Source organism: Serratia sp. 22278 (genome assembly GCF_052045405.1).
GTDB classification, from domain to species: domain Bacteria; phylum Pseudomonadota; class Gammaproteobacteria; order Enterobacterales; family Enterobacteriaceae; genus Serratia; species Serratia marcescens.
Genome location: NZ_JBQEOW010000001.1, coordinates 412398 through 427452 on the forward strand (window position 1 = coordinate 412398; position 15055 = coordinate 427452).

Here is a 15055-nt window from a genome sequence, read left to right on the forward strand (position 1 = left end):
CTGGGAATGGGGGGCACTGCGCGTGTGCCGATGATAACGTGTTTAGTGGGTAAAACGCCAAGGCTGATTGTGAAAACAACCGATCAATTATTGCCTGTTGGCACGTTTGAACTACGAAAGTGAGGAGAAGAGGGGAAATTCTGCCTTTTATCTAACATTATCAGGCTGCTGTGTTTCTGTTTCGGCAATAATGTCCCATTCGGCGGAGGAAAAACCATTAAGCCCGCGCAGGCAGGCTTAATGGTTTGCAGGCGCGGTAGGATTAATGATCGAGCGATTCCAGCGCCCGTTTGATCAGTTCGGTGGCCAGCTTGCTTTCCGCCTCAGAAATACCGTCGAGATTGAAGTTGGAAAGCTCAGCGACCAAAACGCTGCGTTCTTTGCCGCTGATCGAAGCGTCCAGCGCGGACAGCAACCTGCCGAGGATCTTCAGCAGGGTGGCGTTTTCCGCTATGGCTTCTTGAGCCGGGGGGGTCTTATCGGTCATTCAAAATCCTCTCTGTCGTGACGGAAGGGAGATGCAGCTAACGCCATCGAATAAATTAAACGATCGCGCAGCCCTTCGGGGGTGTTGAGCCCAATCACTACCGTAAGGCAGGGATCCGGATTTCTACTTATGCATTGCAGTTATAACGGCTAGGTTATCTATGCAGCCGTATCACTTTGCCCTAACGGGCGACGCCAGGCTGAGCAATGTGTGCTCTGCATGGCAAGAGAGAGATGACGCAACCGATAGGTTGCGCCATCAAGTATAGCGACGGGGAGAAAACGTGAAGGCGGTTGAACCACCTTCAGGAGATTTTTTCTTTTCGCAGACGGCTATTGAAACGAGGACGCTCCAACAGAAAAGTAAGATGCAGGCGTTGTATCAGCGCATAGGCGATAACAGGGGCGATTAGCCCGAACAGCGTGCCGGCGATCGCTTGTGTTGGCCAATGGCTGATATGCATAAACTTGGTCAGTACGATGCGTAAGCCGCTGGCCGCGAGGATATGCATCAAATAGATGACCATGCTCAATTCGCCGAGTCGGCGCAGCCAGGAAAGATTTGTTTTGGCCAACAGAACCGACAGGTTGACGATCAAGAAGATGGCTTCAATCGCCAGTAACAGGGAGAAACTTCCGGTATCGGTATACAGCAAGCCTGAATAGCCGTGGAATCCCCACTGCAACGCGATAAACGCGATCAGGGAGGCCAGCAGCGAACCGAAACCCAGATGGGCGATGAGCGAAGCGTAGCGAATGGCAAAAACGCCCAGCAGGAAGAAGATCAAGAATCGGGTAATGTAATCAAAATGGAAGGCTTTGGTGAGGCTGTCTTGGTAGACATACAGCCCCGCGCTGATAACGATCAATACCGGCAGGAGATAGCGGTATGTTTCTTTTCTATACAGCAAGGTGGCCAAAATAAAGACCATGAACAAGGCATACAGGAACCAAAACTGCGCGCGCGGATGCGTAAACAGCGACAGGATATCGCCCAGGTTGGCAGGGTTATTGGTATAGCGCGACAACAGCACTTCCACCATGCCTTGCAGCAGCGACCAGATGACATAGGGATAAACGATGGTGTCTATCTTGCTGATCACAAAGCGTGTTTTTCCCTTTTTATCCAAGGACTGCGTAAAAAACAGGCCGGAAAGGAAGAAAAACAGTGGCATATGAAAACTGTAGAGGATGCTGTCTGTCAGTAGATAGAATGAACCGGAAAGCTGAATGCCCGCGCTGTATAGACCCCGATTGACGTGGCCAAAAACCACGAGAATGATGCCGATTCCCTTGGCATAATCGACCCATGCTTCTCTCATATGTGTACCTAGCCCAGAAAGTAACGCAACTGATTTATAAGTATGAATAATGAGCGTAACAGGCAGTTGCCGTTTTGCAATGTATCCCGGGGATTAGGATTAATATTAGGAAAATGCTCAGGGCAGCTATCGCTGCGCCGAGGTAGTGAGGCGCTTTATCATTGGTGAGGTTAATTTCTGGATGATAAATCATCACCCAGAAATGGGGTGGGAAGCCTATTGCGGCTTGCCGGAGAACAGGAAGCGCAGCACCGGAATGCGCTTGTGCAGTTCATATAGCGCGAAGGCCAGAGAGAACACAAACAGCAGGCCCAGCAAGAATCCCAACAGGTTGTTGCCGATATACGGCGTCACGAAAGCGCCATATATCAGGGTCAACGGATGGTGCACCAGATATATAAACAGCGAGGCGTTGACCAGATAGGTGATGCGCGGCGAGTGATAATTCAGCAGGTTATGCCCGAAAGAGAACACTACGTTGGTCATCAGGATCCCCATTAGGGTTTTGATCACCACTTCCAGCTCGAACATATAGCTGCTGTGCGCCAACATCTTTTGGTTCAGCATATATGCGATAAACAGCAGCAGCGAACCGAGCAGCGCCAGCGGCGAGCGGCGCAGAAAAATCTCCTTAAGCCACACGTACTTAAACGCATAGGCGCCGAGGAGGAAGAACGGCAGGTAGAACATCGTCTCCATCACCACGAAATTGAACAGGCCGTTGGATAATAGCTGCGGGGCGAAAATTAAAATAATACGGTGCGCGGCCGAATAGCATACCGCATAAATAAAGAAATACAGTGAGATGTTTCCTAATCCGCGCATTCTGTTTATTAACGTTGGAATATGTTCACGGGGTTGACGCTTGATTTTACGGAACAGATAAAAACAGGCGCAGGTTAACAATGACAGCGTCAATAAGAACCACAGATGAGAAACCAATTCCCAAACTGTTACATTTATTTTCTGATAGAGAGAAAACTCATCCCAGCCGTTTAATTTATCGGTGAAATATTTCAGCATGAAAAACTGCGGCACCGTGATCAGCGGGATGGAGCTCAACAGCGGGATCGCCACCCGCTCCAGCCTGACCTTCAGCCACTGGTGGCGCTCGTAGCGCTCGTAAAGCATGTAGGAGAAGTAGCCGGATATCACGAAGAACACCTGCATGCGGAAGGCGTGGATAAAGTCGTTCAGCACCGTGAGCGAGAAGGAGGGCGACGCGCTGTTCACCGCCCAGGCGTGGCTGGAATAAATCAGGGAGAGGTGAAACGGAATGCCGAGCAACATCAAATAGGCTCTGATGGAGTCGAGGAAAAACTCGCGCTGTTTGCTGCCTTTAGTCATAGATTACCGCTGGTGATTTAATCGAGAGTTCATTAACACGCTTAATAAGTCGTCAAACGTTAAATTGTTATCCGGAACCCTACTATAGCCCCCCGCATTTTTCCATAGCGTCTTGTTGCGCGGCTTGCTACGCTGGTGTTCCATCAGCTGCTTAAACAATGAGCCGTAAACATGAACCATCCATTTATCATGTTGTCGGAAAGCTGAGTAATCCATTAATATGGATTTAAATGATTTGAGCACACGAATAGGGGGGGATGTGCTAGTTAATATATTATCCGGACAACCACGCGCCGCGAGCGTTCGTTGGTTAGGTGCGACCGTATTGTTCACGCTGTTCAGTTCGCCGGCTTGGGCCTTTTCTATTGATGATGTCGCCAAGCAGGCGCAGGATCTGGCGGCGAAAGGTTTCGAAGCCCCGAAGAGCAACCTTCCTTCTCAGTTCCGCGAGATGAAGTTCGCAGACTATCAGCAGATTCAGTTCAATCACGATAAAGCCTATTGGAGCAAGCTGAAAACCCCTTTCAAGCTTGAGTTTTATCATCAGGGGATGTACTTCGACACGCCGGTGAAAATCAACGAAGTCACCTCCACCAGCGTAAAACAGATCAAGTACAGCCCGGATTACTTCAACTTCGGTTCGGTCAAACACGACCCTGAATCGGTGAAAAATCTCGGTTTTGCCGGCTTCAAGGTGCTCTACCCGATCAACAGCGCCGACAAAAACGATGAGATCATGAGCCTGCTGGGCGCGAGCTATTTCCGCGTGGTGGGTAAAGGGCAGGTTTACGGGCTTTCCGCTCGCGGCCTGGCTATCGATACCGCTTTGCCGTCCGGCGAAGAGTTCCCGCGTTTCCGCGAATTCTGGGTTGAGCGTCCGAAGCAGGGCGACAAGCACCTGGTGATCTATGCGCTGCTGGATTCCCCGCGCGCCACCGGCGCTTACCGTTTTACGGTGATCCCGGGCCGCGACACCACCGTGGACGTCGAGTCCAAAGTGTTCCTGCGCGACAAGGTGGGCAAACTGGGCCTGGCGCCGTTGACCAGCATGTACCTGTTCGGGCCGAACCAGCCGTCGCCGACGCTGAACTACCGCCCGGCTTTGCACGATTCCAACGGTCTGTCTATCCATGCCGGCAACGGCGAGTGGATCTGGCGTCCGCTGAACAATCCTAAACACCTGTCCGTCAGCACCTATACCGTCGAGAATCCGAAAGGCTTCGGTCTGCTGCAGCGCGGCCGCAACTTCAAAGAATATGAAGATCTGGACGATCGTTACGATCTGCGTCCGAGCGCCTGGATCGAACCGAAGGGCGACTGGGGCAAAGGCAAGGTCGAGCTGGTGGAGATCCCGACGGCGGATGAAACCAACGACAACATCGTCGCGTTCTGGACGCCGGATACCTTGCCGGAGGCCAAAAAGCCGCTGACGCTGAGCTACCGTTTGAACTTCACCCGCGATGAAGACAAACTGCATTCGCAAGATATCGCCTATGTGGCTCGTACCATGCGCTCGACCGGCGACGTGAAGCAGTCCAACCTGATTCGCGAGCCAGACGGCAGCGTGGCCTTCCTGGTCGACTTCGTTGGCCCGGTGCTGAAAGGGCTGGATGCCAATACTCCGGTCGCCTCTCAGATCAGCATCGGCGACAACGGTGAGATGGTAGAAAACAACGTCCGCTATAACCCAGTGACCAAAGGCTGGCGCCTGACGGTGCGTCTGAAAGTGAAAGACGACAAGAAGCCGGTAGAAATGCGTGCGGCACTGGTCAATGGCGATAAGACTCTGTCGGAAACCTGGAGCTATCAGCTACCTGCCAATGAATAAGCCTACTCAACCCGCCCAGGATTATCTTGCGGCGCTGCCTCTGACCGCCGAGCGGTCGGAGGCGCTCAACCCTCAAACGGCGGATGACGCTCAGGCACTGGAGGCGCTCCATCGGCAGATGGGCGCCGCTGACGCCAACGTCAATAGCCTGTCGGCGGATGACGTGGCGCTGGCCTCGGTCAAACCGCGTATCGAAAACGCCTGGCCGGATGCGGTCAGCGATGACGACTTCGACACCGACGCCGAAGGGCGCGCCATTCTGAAGGCGACGCCGCCGATCAAACGGACCACCATGTTCCCGGAAGCCTGGCGCACCAACCCGGTGGCGCGCTTCTGGGATTCTCTGCTGGGGCGTTCGCCGCACAATCGGCACGCCACCAAAGAGGAGGCCGAGGCTGAAAACCGCTGGCGTACCGTCGGCTCCATGCGCCGCTATGTGCTGCTGGTGCTGATGCTGGTGCAAACCGGCATCGCTACCTGGTATATGAAAACCATCTTGCCTTATCAGGGCTGGGCGCTGATCGATCCTATCGCCATGCTGGATCAGGATCTGATGCAGTCGGTGCTGCAGCTGCTGCCGTATGTGCTGCAAACCGGCATTCTGATCCTGTTCGCCGTGCTGTTCTGCTGGGTCTCGGCCGGTTTTTGGACCGCGCTGATGGGCTTCCTGCAGCTGCTGATCGGCAAGGACAAATACAGCATTTCCTCCACCATCAAGGGCGATGAGCCGATCAACCCGGCGCACCGCACTGCGCTGATCATGCCGATCTGTAACGAAGACGTCGAACGCGTGTTCGCCGGCCTGCGTGCGACCTATGAGTCCGTCGCCGCGACCGGTCAGCTGGAACACTTCGATATCTACGTGCTGAGCGACAGCTACGATCCGGACATCTGCGTGGCCGAGCAAAAGGCGTGGATGGAGCTGTGCCGCGATGTCGATGGCCACGGCCGCATTTTCTATCGCCGCCGCCGTCGCCGCGTAAAACGCAAGAGCGGCAACATCGACGACTTCTGCCGTCGCTGGGGCGGTGAGTACAGCTACATGGTGATCCTGGATGCCGACAGCGTGATGAGCGGCGAATGCCTCACCGGGCTGGTGCGTCTGATGGAAGCCAACCCGAACGCCGGCATCATCCAGTCGGCGCCGAAGGCGTCCGGTATGGATACCCTGTATGCGCGCGTGCAGCAGTTCGCCACCCGCGTTTACGGGCCGTTGTTCACCGCCGGCCTGCATTTCTGGCAGCTGGGCGAGTCGCACTACTGGGGGCACAACGCTATCATCCGCGTGAAGCCGTTTATCGAGCACTGTGCGCTGGCGCCGCTGCCGGGCGAGGGCTCTTTCGCCGGGTCTATCCTGTCGCACGACTTCGTTGAAGCGGCGCTGATGCGCCGCGCCGGCTGGGGCGTGTGGATCGCTTACGATCTGCCGGGCAGTTATGAAGAGCTGCCGCCAAACCTGCTGGACGAGCTGAAGCGCGACCGTCGCTGGTGTCACGGCAACCTGATGAACTTCCGCCTGTTCCTGGTGAAAGGCATGCACCCGGTGCACCGCGCGGTGTTCCTGACCGGTGTCATGTCCTACCTGTCGGCGCCGCTGTGGTTTATGTTCCTGGCGCTCTCCACCGCATTGCAGGTGGTGCATACGCTGATGGAGCCGCAATACTTCCTGCAGCCACGGCAGCTGTTCCCGGTCTGGCCGCAGTGGCGGCCCGAACTGGCGATAGCGCTGTTCTCCACCACGCTGGTGCTGCTGTTCCTGCCGAAGTTGCTCAGTATTGTGCTGATCTGGGCCAAGGGCGCGAAAGAGTACGGCGGGGCGTTCCGTCTGTTCATTTCGATGCTGATGGAAATGCTGTTCTCGGTGCTGCTGGCGCCGGTGCGCATGCTGTTCCATACCGTATTCGTGGTGAGCGCCTTCCTCGGTTGGGAAGTGGTGTGGAATTCGCCGCAGCGTGACGATGACGATACGCCGTGGGGCGAAGCGTTCCGCCGCCATGGCTCGCAGATGTTGCTGGGCCTGGTGTGGGCCGGCGGCATGGCGTGGCTGGATCTGCGCTTCCTGTGGTGGTTGGCGCCGATCGTGTTTTCGCTGATCCTGTCGCCGTTCGTGTCGGTGCTGTCGAGCCGCGCAACGCTGGGCATGAAAAGCAAACGCGCCAAGCTGTTCCTGATCCCGGAAGAGTACAATCCGCCGCGTGAGCTGTTGGCGACGGAAGAATATCTGCATCTCAATCGTAACCGCGCGTTGACCAACGGCTTTATGCATGCGGTGGTCAACCCATCCTTCAACGCGCTGGCGACGGCGTTGGCGACGGCGCGTCACCATCTGCGCGCGACGCTCGATCGCAACCGTGAGGAGCGGGTGAACGAAGCGCTGCAGTTGGGACCTGAGAAGCTGGTGAAGGGCAAACGTCTGGAGCTGCTGAGCGATCCGGTCACGCTGGCTCGTTTGCATCAGCGCGTCTGGCTGTTGCCGGAAGGCGCCGCCTGGCGTGAGCACTATCAGCAGTTGCCGCACAACCCGCTGGCGCACCCTACGGGCCGGCGTTAATCGCTTAACGGCAACGCTCAGACGGGGAATGCGCATGGCGCATTCCCCGTTTTTTTTTTACCGTTTGCTTACGTGCGCCGACGCCGGTGGAGAACGGGAACTGTGATAGACTGCGGCCGATGCGTTGTTCACTCGCGAAACAACCCCTTGCTCAGAGTCAATGTCGTGAAGCTCTCTTCCTACCTTCGGCTGGCCTGCGTGGCGGCCGGTGTGATGGCACTCACCGGCTGCGGCAGCATTATCAGCCGTACCGTGCCCGGCGCCGGGCATGGTCACCAGTATTATCCCGGCGTGCAGTGGGATCTGCGCGATACGCCCTGGCGCTATGTCACGGTGATAGACGTGCCGCTGTCGATGGTGGTGGACACCTTTATGCTGCCGTTTGATGCGCAGCATGGCCCCTACGAGTAATTTCGTTCAGCGGGTGGCGAACACCACCAGCTGATAGCCTTTCTGCCCGCAATGGAAAGGCGCCAGCGCCGTCATCCCCAGCCCTTGCACGTGAGCGGCCAACGAATGCGGATTGTCGTCGTCGATAAACAACGCGCCCACGTCGTAATCATCGCGGGTGTGCGCTTTGACCGCGGCGTAGAGGCGCTTCAGCACGCCTTTGCCGCGCCAGGCGGCGGCGAGGCAAACGGGGCCGTAGAGAAACACCCGCTGCTCACTCAGCGGCCGTCCGGCGAAGGATTGCGTGGCGAGCGTCGCCAGCATCGCATCCACCACCGGCGGCCGCGGTTGCGCGTCGGCGGGCATCAGGCAAACAAACCCCGCCAGTTGGTTCTCCTGTTCGGCCACCCATATGCCGATGCCGCGGTTGATCGTCGCCAGCTGCGCCTCATTCATGCGCGATACGATAAATCCCTGCCGTTTTTGGCTCTCGTCGAGCGCTTCCGGCACGTTTTCCCCCTGTAGCTGCAAAATGGCGGGGTAGTCGGTAGGGCGGGCCCGGCGAATAATCATGCGGCCTCCTTGGCGATGAAAGCGCGGCGCGGGTTAACGTTCATCCCACTCATCGGCTGCGGCCTGGCCTTCTTCGGTATCCAGCGGCGGTTCGAGCTGAAAGTCGCCTTCTTCCCATTCGTACAGGGTGTTTTCATCTATCCACTCGGCGGTAATTTCCACCTCGTCGTAGTCACCGTCGAAGATCGCCTGTGCCGCCGCACCGCTGCGCAGCGTCAGGCATTCCACCGCCTCTCCTTCTTCTTCGAAGAACTCCGCCTGCCACATCGTGTCCCCATCCTGCATCACGTACTTTTGCAGATTGAACTGCTGGGGCACCGGCGGCTCGTCACCGCTGCCGCCTTCGGCGGTGTCGATAAACTCTTCGCGTGCGGCCTCGATGGCTTCTTCCAGGGTTGCATACAGGCTCATGTTCGCCTCCGTTGACAATGAGAGTAAAGCGTCCGGCGCACTGCCGGTGCGGTGGGGGAAACGTCAAAACTAATTGTTGTCTCACTGGCGCAGGATGCAAATTTTTTTGTTGTCCGCTTTGCGACGATGGTTGTCCGCAAAACGGGAGAAGAGGAGGCGATGGCGGGAAATAATGACGCATCGTTCACTCTGGCGTCAGGAGAAGCCCATGTTAATCGACCCTTCAAGCAAATACCGACCGTTCCCGCCGGTGGCGTTGCCGGACCGCCAATGGCCTGCGCGTACGCTGAGGCAGGCGCCGCGCTGGTGCTCCAGCGATCTGCGCGACGGCAACCAGGCGCTGGCGGAGCCGATGGATAACGCGCGCAAGCGCGAATTCTATCAATTGTTGTTGCAGTGCGGTTTCAAGGAGATCGAGGTGGCTTTCCCTTCGGCGTCGCAAACGGATTTCGACTTTGTACGCGCGCTGATCGACGAGCGGCTGATCCCGGACGACGTCACGATCCAGGTGCTGACGCAGTCGCGCGACGATCTGATCGATCGCACCTTCGAGGCGCTGCAGGGGGCGCCGCGGGCTATCGTGCATCTGTATAACGCCACGGCGCCGATGTTTCGCGATATCGTGTTCCGCCAGGATAAGGCCGCCACCGTGGCGCTGGCGGTGAACGGCGCGCGGCGCATCCGCCGGCAGTGCGAGGCACAGCCCGATACCGCCTGGTGCTTCGAGTATTCGCCGGAAACCTTCTGTTTTACTGAGTTAGAGTTCGCGCTGGAGATCTGCGAAGCGGTGGCGGAGGTTTGGCAGCCGGGGCCGCAGTGGCCGATGATCATCAACCTGCCGGCGACGGTGGAAGTGAGCACGCCCAACGTGTATGCCGATCAGATCGAATGGTTTTGCCGGCACTTCAGCCGTCGCGCCGATGTGGCGATCAGCGTGCATCCGCATAACGATCGCGGCACCGGCGTGGCCTGTGCGGAGCTGGCCTTGCTGGCCGGCGCCGATCGGGTCGAAGGCTGCCTGTTCGGCAACGGAGAGCGCACCGGCAACGTCGATCTGGTCACGCTGGCGTTGAATCTCTATACCCAGGGCGTGGCGCCGGGTCTGGACTTCAGCCGTCTGAAGCAGGTGGTGGAGGTGGTGGAGCAGTGCAATCAGCTGCCGGTGCATCCTCGCCATCCTTATGCCGGCGAGTTGGTGTTTACCGCCTTTTCCGGTTCGCATCAGGATGCGATCAAGAAAGGTTTCGCCGCGCAACGGCAGCGGCAAGATGGCCGCTGGCAGGTGCCATACCTGCCGCTCGATCCCGCCGATGTCGGTTGCAGCTATGAAGCGGTGATCCGGGTCAACAGCCAGTCCGGCAAAAGCGGCGCCGCCTGGTTGTTGGAACAGAATCATGGGTTGGCGTTGCCGCGCGGTTTGCAGATTGATTTCAGCCAAGTGGTGCAGCGCGCGACCGACGGCAGCGGCAAAGAAATGAGCGGCGCGCAGCTGTGGCGTTTATTCCGCGATACTTACGGGCTGGTGGAGCAGCCGCGTTTGCAGCTGTTAAGCTACCAAACGGAAAGCCATGGGGTAGAGGCCTACAGCTTCAACGCGCGAGTTGCCTGCGAGGGAGAGCCACTGCGCCTGCAGGGGGCCGGCAACGGTCTGCTTTCCAGCGCGGTGGATGCGCTGCGTCAGCGCTTCGGCTTGTCGCTGGCGATCGAGGATTATCACGAGCATACGTTGGGACATCAGAGCGATAGCCGAGCGGTGGCCTATATTCGCTGTACGCTGCCGCAAGGTGAGGCGACTTACGGCGTTGGCATCGACGCCGACTCCGCCAGCGCCTCGCTGCAGGCGCTGTTCAACGTCGCCGGGCGCTATCTGGCGCCAACGTCGGTGCAGTCCGGCTGAAATAGTCGCTGGGCGCTACTCCCAGCAGCCGGCGGAACATGGCGCTGAACGCGCTGGGGCTGTCATAGCCGAGATCCAGCGCCACTTCCAACACCGAGCGGCCGGTCGCCAGCGCGTTTAATGCCGCCAGCAAACGGGCGCGTCGCACCCAATCGCTAAAATGCAGCCCGGTTTCTCGCTGGAAGCGCCGCGACAGAGTGCGTCCGCTGACGCTGAGATGAGCGGCAGCCTGTTCCAGCGTCCAAGGTTGCGCCAGCGTGGCCTGGATATGGCGGCACAGGGCGAGCAGCGAGGCTTCGCGGGGTTCCGGCAGGTGCAGCGGCAGAATCGGCAGCATTCGCAACTCATCCAGAATCAGTTCCATCACGCGCTCATCGCGCCCGCCGCTTGGATAGCCGGGCGCAATTTCCATCGCACAGATAATCAACTCGCGCAGCAGCGGGGGAACCTGCACTACCTGGCATTGGGCCGGCAGATCGGCGCGCGCCAACGGATCGACGAACAACGTCCTGGCGGCCACCTGGCCGGTGATACGCAGGCTGTGCACCACTTTCGCCGGCACCCAGACGCCGCGGCCGGGCGGCACCACCCAACTGCCGAGCCGGGTCGTGACCTGCACCACGCCGCTCAGGCTGTGAATCAGCTGCGCGCAGTTATGGTAGTGGTCCGGCTCGCTGTCGCCGTGGCGATAATCTCTGGCTAATGGCCGTACAGGCCGATCGGGCGGCAGAACGTCGTGAAACAACAGCATCGTAAGCAGGCTCCGCGCGGCAAAAGGGGGAAGACAGCATGCCATGCGGCGTTGTTTCACACCAGTCTGTGGCGCGGCACGGCAAAATGGTTTATAAAATTATATTATATAATTTTATAAACTGATGGAGGGACAATGGATATTGATGCGATGCGCAAGGCGGCGGCGCAGGCCGGTGCGATGCTGCGTACCATGGGCAACGAAGATCGGCTGCTGTTACTGTGCAGGCTCAGTCAGGGCGAGATGGCGGTGAGCGAGCTGGCGCAGGCGCTGGATATCCGCCAGCCGACGCTGTCCCAACAGCTTGGCGTGCTGCGCGAGGAGGGGTTGGTCTCCACCCGGCGAGCCGGCAAGCAGATTTACTATGCGGTGGCCGATGCCAAAGCGCTGGCGCTGCTCACGACCCTGTATCAACTGTATTGCCCACAGCCGGAGAACCGCGATGACCATTGACTGGCAGCACTTCACGCCGTATTCCGCGTTGGCGGGCGGGGCCATTATCGGCGGCGCGGTAGCGCTGCTGCTGCTGTTCAATGGCCGGATCGCCGGTATCAGCGGCATTACCGGCGGTTTATTGAGCGTGGGCGGCCGGGAGGGGGGCTGGCGCGCCGCATTTATTGGCGGGTTGCTGCTCTCTCCCTGGCTGTATGCTGCCGCTGCGGCGTTGCCGCCCGGTGAGATCTCGGTTGGCAACGGCTGGCTGGCGGCCGCAGGGCTGTTGGTGGGCTTGGGTACTCGATTGGGCAGCGGTTGCACCAGCGGGCACGGCGTGTGCGGCGTCGCGCGGTTGGCGCCGCGTTCACTGGCCGCCACGGCGTTGTTTATGCTGCTGGGCTTTATGACCGTGTGGCTGATGCGCCACACGTTGGGGGGGTGAAAATGCTTAAAACGCTGTTGGCGCTGCTGAGTGGCGTCATTTTCGGTCTGGGGTTAATTATTGCCGGCATGGCCAATCCGGCCAAGGTGTTGGCGTTTCTCGACGTTACCGGCCAGTGGGATCCCTCGTTGGCGCTGGTGATGGCTGGGGCGATCGCGGTGGCGGCGCCGGCCTTCCTGTGGGCGCGGCGACGCGAACGGAGCCTGTTGGGGGAAACGTTGCAGATCCCGGCCGCCGGGCGTGTGGATCGCCGTTTACTGGCGGGCAGCGCGCTGTTCGGCATCGGCTGGGGCATCGTGGGGATTTGCCCTGGCCCCGCCTGGGTGTTGGCCGGGGCGGAGATAAGCCGGGTATGGCCGTTCCTGCTGGCGATGCTGGCGGGCATGGCGCTGTATGACATTATCATGAGGCGGAGGCGTACATGTCGATAGCCAAAGCGGTGTTGCGCATCGGGCGCCCCACCGATCGGTTGCAGGAAATTGCCGCGTTGTATTGCCGCGGGCTGGGTTTCGAAAAACTGGGCGAGTTTGTCGATCATCAGGGGTTCGATGGCATGATGATTGGGCATCCGCAGCATGCCTACCATCTGGAGTTCACGCAGCACCGCGGGGTGCGGGTCGGGCAGGCGCCGACGCAGGATCATCTGCTGGTATTTTATCTGCCGGATGAGAACGAATGGCGGGCCGCGTGTGAGCGGATGCGGGCGGCGGGGTTCTTGGCGGTCGCCGCCTATAATCCCTATTGGGATCGCGCGGGGCAAACCTTTGAAGATCCTGACGGCTACCGGGTGGTCTTGCAACATCAGGCCTGGCAAGCATAAAAAAACCGGCGCATCGAGCGCCGGTTTGCGAGAGAAAAATGGGTTATCCGTCAGACGTTGGTCGCCGGTTTTTGCGCGCTCTTGGACTGGGTATTTTCCAGCATGCGGCGAATCGGCACGATCAGCACGATAAGCACGGCGGCGCAGATCAGCAACGCGACTGAACAGCGAGCGAACAGATTCGGCAGCATATCCAGTTGGTCGGCCTTGACGTGGCCGCCGATCAGACCGGCCGCCAGGTTGCCCAACGCGCTGGCGCAGAACCACAGTCCCATCATCTGACCGCGCATTCTCTCCGGCGCCAGCAGCGTCATGGTGGCCAGCCCGATCGGGCTCAGGCACAGCTCACCCAGCGTCAGCATCAGGATACTGCCCACCAGCCACATCGGCGATACGCCGGCGCCGCCGTTGCTCAGCACATTCTGCGCGGCCAACATCATCAGGCCGAAACCGCCGGCGGCGCACAGGATACCGATCACGAACTTGGTGATGCTGCTCGGACGCACGTTATTGCGTGCCAGCGCAGGCCAGGCCCAGCTGAACACTGGCGCCAGCAGGATGATGAACAGGGCGTTGATCGACTGGAACCACACCGCCGGGATCTCGAAGTCGCCGATCATGCGATTGGTGTAATCGTTGGCGAACAGGTTGAACGAGGTCGGTTTCTGTTCAAACGCCGACCAGAAGAACGCAGCGGAGATCAGCAGGATGAAGCACACCAGCAGGCGCGCACGCTCTTTGCGGCTCAGGCCGGCAAAGGCGAACAGATAGATGAAGTACAGGGTGACCGACGCGGCGATGACGTATACCAGCACGCTGGCCACCTCGACCGGATTGATGACGATGGTGCCCTGAGCGATCAGCACGATGACCGCCACCAGGATGGCCGCCAGCGCCAGCAACCAGACGCCGACGCCTTCTTTCTTCGCGACCGGGCTGTTCCAGGTGGAGTCCAGGCCCACTTCGTGGTCATAACGTTTCATCGCCGGTACGGCGAATACCCGGAAGATCACCAGCGCCACCAGCATCCCGATACCGCCGATGCCGAAGCCCCAGTGCCAGCCGTGTGACTTGATCAACCAGCCGGAGATCAGCGGGGCAATGAACGAGCCGATGTTGATGCCCATGTAGAACAGCGAGAAACCGCCGTCACGACGCGCATCGCCTTTTTTGTACAGCGTACCGACCATCACCGAGATACAGGTTTTGAACAGGCCGGAACCGAGCACGATGAACATCAGGCCGATGAAGAACAGATTGGTGCCCATCACCGCGGACAGGGCGATCGACAGGTGGCCGAGCGCGATCAGGATCGAACCGTACCAGACGGCCTTGCGTTGGCCGAGCCAGTTGTCCGCCAGCCAGCCGCCCGGCAGTGCCGCCAGGTACATGCTGCCGGCGAAGATGCCGACGATCGCCGACGCGTTCTCGCGCGCGAGACCCAGACCGCCATCGTACACGGTGGCGGCCATAAACAGGATCAGCAGCGGACGGATGCCGTAGAACGAGAAACGCTCCCACATTTCGGTGAAGAACAGAGAACCCAGCGGATAGGGATGGCCGAAGAAGGTCCGGCTTTCTGACTTATTGACAGAGGATTGCATAACGATTTCCCAATAAAAGGCGCTGCAAGGCTGCAGCCCGTACTGTGGTATGTATGTGTATTTAATGAAGGCGATCCGCCCAATGCGGATTACCCGACAAACACCGCGGCTGCAACGCTGATAAACCGTGGAAAGCGTGCTGACCTTTTCTTCACTTGGCCGATGTTTCACATCTGGCGTGATATTATTTAACCATTT

Annotated in this window: 15 protein-coding genes; 8 read left to right on the forward strand and 7 right to left on the reverse strand. The window is 58.8% G+C overall.

Translation table 11 applies throughout. The features are described 5' to 3' along the window. Positions 1–262: 262 nt before the first annotated feature. The 3 genes from ACTJJ6_RS01930 to mdoC all read right to left on the reverse strand — a co-directional run bounded on the left by ACTJJ6_RS01930 (position 263) and on the right by mdoC (position 3155). On the reverse strand, positions 263–487 hold the full coding sequence (locus ACTJJ6_RS01930) for a hypothetical protein (RefSeq protein ID WP_016928227.1): 225 nt from the start codon (positions 485–487) through the stop codon (positions 263–265). A 304-nt stretch (positions 488–791) separates the two neighbouring features. Beyond that, the gene (locus ACTJJ6_RS01935; protein ID WP_440801858.1) at positions 792–1808 is read right to left on the reverse strand and encodes an acyltransferase family protein; all 1017 of its coding nucleotides are present in this window, start codon (positions 1806–1808) and stop codon (positions 792–794) included. Between the two features lie 216 nt (positions 1809–2024). Then, entirely contained in the window at positions 2025–3155 is a 1131-nt protein-coding gene (gene mdoC / locus ACTJJ6_RS01940; RefSeq protein ID WP_016928225.1) for a glucans biosynthesis protein MdoC, read from the reverse strand. A 259-nt stretch (positions 3156–3414) separates the two neighbouring features. On the opposite strand from mdoC, the gene mdoG reads away from it, so the two are divergent. The 3 genes from mdoG to ACTJJ6_RS01955 all read left to right on the forward strand — a co-directional run bounded on the left by mdoG (position 3415) and on the right by ACTJJ6_RS01955 (position 7945). Continuing rightward, positions 3415–4983, forward strand: a complete 1569-nt coding sequence (gene mdoG / locus ACTJJ6_RS01945) for a glucans biosynthesis protein MdoG (RefSeq protein ID WP_025302384.1) — start codon at positions 3415–3417, stop codon at positions 4981–4983. Beyond that, a complete protein-coding gene (mdoH, locus tag ACTJJ6_RS01950; protein WP_016928223.1) occupies positions 4976–7534 on the forward strand; it encodes a glucans biosynthesis glucosyltransferase MdoH in 2559 nt (852 codons plus the stop codon). Before mdoG ends, mdoH begins: the two co-directional genes overlap by 8 nt. Positions 7535–7699: 165 nt before the next feature. After that, on the forward strand, positions 7700–7945 hold the full coding sequence (locus ACTJJ6_RS01955) for a YceK/YidQ family lipoprotein (protein WP_015377417.1): 246 nt from the start codon (positions 7700–7702) through the stop codon (positions 7943–7945). A 6-nt stretch (positions 7946–7951) separates the two neighbouring features. On the opposite strand, the gene ACTJJ6_RS01960 is transcribed toward ACTJJ6_RS01955, so the two are convergent. Together ACTJJ6_RS01960 and ACTJJ6_RS01965 are read right to left on the reverse strand one after the other, a co-directional pair. Beyond that, a complete protein-coding gene (locus ACTJJ6_RS01960; RefSeq protein ID WP_079451372.1) occupies positions 7952–8497 on the reverse strand; it encodes a GNAT family N-acetyltransferase in 546 nt (181 codons plus the stop codon). Positions 8498–8530: 33 nt separating this feature from the next. Next, positions 8531–8908, reverse strand: a complete 378-nt coding sequence (locus ACTJJ6_RS01965) for a MysB family protein (protein ID WP_004927872.1) — start codon at positions 8906–8908, stop codon at positions 8531–8533. A 208-nt stretch (positions 8909–9116) separates the two neighbouring features. Between ACTJJ6_RS01965 and leuA the strand changes: the two genes are divergently transcribed. Beyond that, complete coding sequence (gene leuA, locus ACTJJ6_RS01970) at positions 9117–10805, forward strand: 2-isopropylmalate synthase (RefSeq protein WP_151254387.1); 1689 nt, start codon at positions 9117–9119, stop codon at positions 10803–10805. Here leuA and ACTJJ6_RS01975 read toward each other — a convergent pair. Further along, positions 10756–11556 (reverse strand): AraC family transcriptional regulator, encoded by an 801-nt coding sequence (locus ACTJJ6_RS01975; RefSeq protein WP_440801863.1) that lies wholly within the window; start codon positions 11554–11556, stop codon positions 10756–10758. The two genes, leuA and ACTJJ6_RS01975, sit on opposite strands and share 50 nt — an antisense overlap. A 135-nt stretch (positions 11557–11691) precedes the next feature. On the opposite strand from ACTJJ6_RS01975, the gene ACTJJ6_RS01980 reads away from it, so the two are divergent. From ACTJJ6_RS01980 to ACTJJ6_RS01995, 4 genes are read left to right on the forward strand one after another with little or no spacing between them, the layout of a single operon-like run. Then, the gene (locus ACTJJ6_RS01980; protein ID WP_440801866.1) at positions 11692–12009 is read left to right on the forward strand and encodes an ArsR/SmtB family transcription factor; all 318 of its coding nucleotides are present in this window, start codon (positions 11692–11694) and stop codon (positions 12007–12009) included. Then, the gene (locus tag ACTJJ6_RS01985; protein WP_049300563.1) at positions 11999–12433 is read left to right on the forward strand and encodes a YeeE/YedE family protein; all 435 of its coding nucleotides are present in this window, start codon (positions 11999–12001) and stop codon (positions 12431–12433) included. The genes ACTJJ6_RS01980 and ACTJJ6_RS01985 overlap by 11 nt, the downstream gene beginning before the upstream one ends. Positions 12434–12435: 2 nt before the next feature. Further along, a complete protein-coding gene (locus tag ACTJJ6_RS01990) occupies positions 12436–12864 on the forward strand; it encodes a DUF6691 family protein (RefSeq protein ID WP_440801868.1) in 429 nt (142 codons plus the stop codon). After that, positions 12855–13253 carry a VOC family protein gene (locus ACTJJ6_RS01995; RefSeq protein WP_016928215.1) on the forward strand — a complete coding sequence of 133 codons (399 nt, stop codon included), beginning with the start codon at positions 12855–12857 and terminating at the stop codon, positions 13251–13253. Before ACTJJ6_RS01990 ends, ACTJJ6_RS01995 begins: the two co-directional genes overlap by 10 nt. A 50-nt stretch (positions 13254–13303) precedes the next feature. On the opposite strand, the gene ACTJJ6_RS02000 is transcribed toward ACTJJ6_RS01995, so the two are convergent. Further along, positions 13304–14857 (reverse strand): peptide MFS transporter, encoded by a 1554-nt coding sequence (locus ACTJJ6_RS02000; protein ID WP_097102367.1) that lies wholly within the window; start codon positions 14855–14857, stop codon positions 13304–13306. Positions 14858–15055 lie beyond the last annotated feature (198 nt).

Excerpts from the sequence above, each read along its gene's own strand:
- leuA (WP_151254387.1), top strand. The coding sequence starts at position 9,117 with ATGTTAATCGACCCTTCAAGCAAATACCGACCGTTCCCGCCGGTGGCG.
- mdoC (WP_016928225.1), bottom strand. The coding sequence starts at position 3,155 with ATGACTAAAGGCAGCAAACAGCGCGAGTTTTTCCTCGACTCCATCAGA.
- mdoH (WP_016928223.1), top strand. The coding sequence starts at position 4,976 with ATGAATAAGCCTACTCAACCCGCCCAGGATTATCTTGCGGCGCTGCCT.
- ACTJJ6_RS01965 (WP_004927872.1), bottom strand. The coding sequence starts at position 8,908 with ATGAGCCTGTATGCAACCCTGGAAGAAGCCATCGAGGCCGCACGCGAA.
- ACTJJ6_RS02000 (WP_097102367.1), bottom strand. The coding sequence starts at position 14,857 with ATGCAATCCTCTGTCAATAAGTCAGAAAGCCGGACCTTCTTCGGCCAT.
- ACTJJ6_RS01935 (WP_440801858.1), bottom strand. The coding sequence starts at position 1,808 with ATGAGAGAAGCATGGGTCGATTATGCCAAGGGAATCGGCATCATTCTC.
- ACTJJ6_RS01990 (WP_440801868.1), top strand. The coding sequence starts at position 12,436 with ATGCTTAAAACGCTGTTGGCGCTGCTGAGTGGCGTCATTTTCGGTCTG.
- ACTJJ6_RS01960 (WP_079451372.1), bottom strand. The coding sequence starts at position 8,497 with ATGATTATTCGCCGGGCCCGCCCTACCGACTACCCCGCCATTTTGCAG.
- ACTJJ6_RS01985 (WP_049300563.1), top strand. The coding sequence starts at position 11,999 with ATGACCATTGACTGGCAGCACTTCACGCCGTATTCCGCGTTGGCGGGC.
- ACTJJ6_RS01975 (WP_440801863.1), bottom strand. The coding sequence starts at position 11,556 with ATGCTGTTGTTTCACGACGTTCTGCCGCCCGATCGGCCTGTACGGCCA.
- ACTJJ6_RS01995 (WP_016928215.1), top strand. The coding sequence starts at position 12,855 with ATGTCGATAGCCAAAGCGGTGTTGCGCATCGGGCGCCCCACCGATCGG.
- ACTJJ6_RS01980 (WP_440801866.1), top strand. The coding sequence starts at position 11,692 with ATGGATATTGATGCGATGCGCAAGGCGGCGGCGCAGGCCGGTGCGATG.
- ACTJJ6_RS01930 (WP_016928227.1), bottom strand. The coding sequence starts at position 487 with ATGACCGATAAGACCCCCCCGGCTCAAGAAGCCATAGCGGAAAACGCC.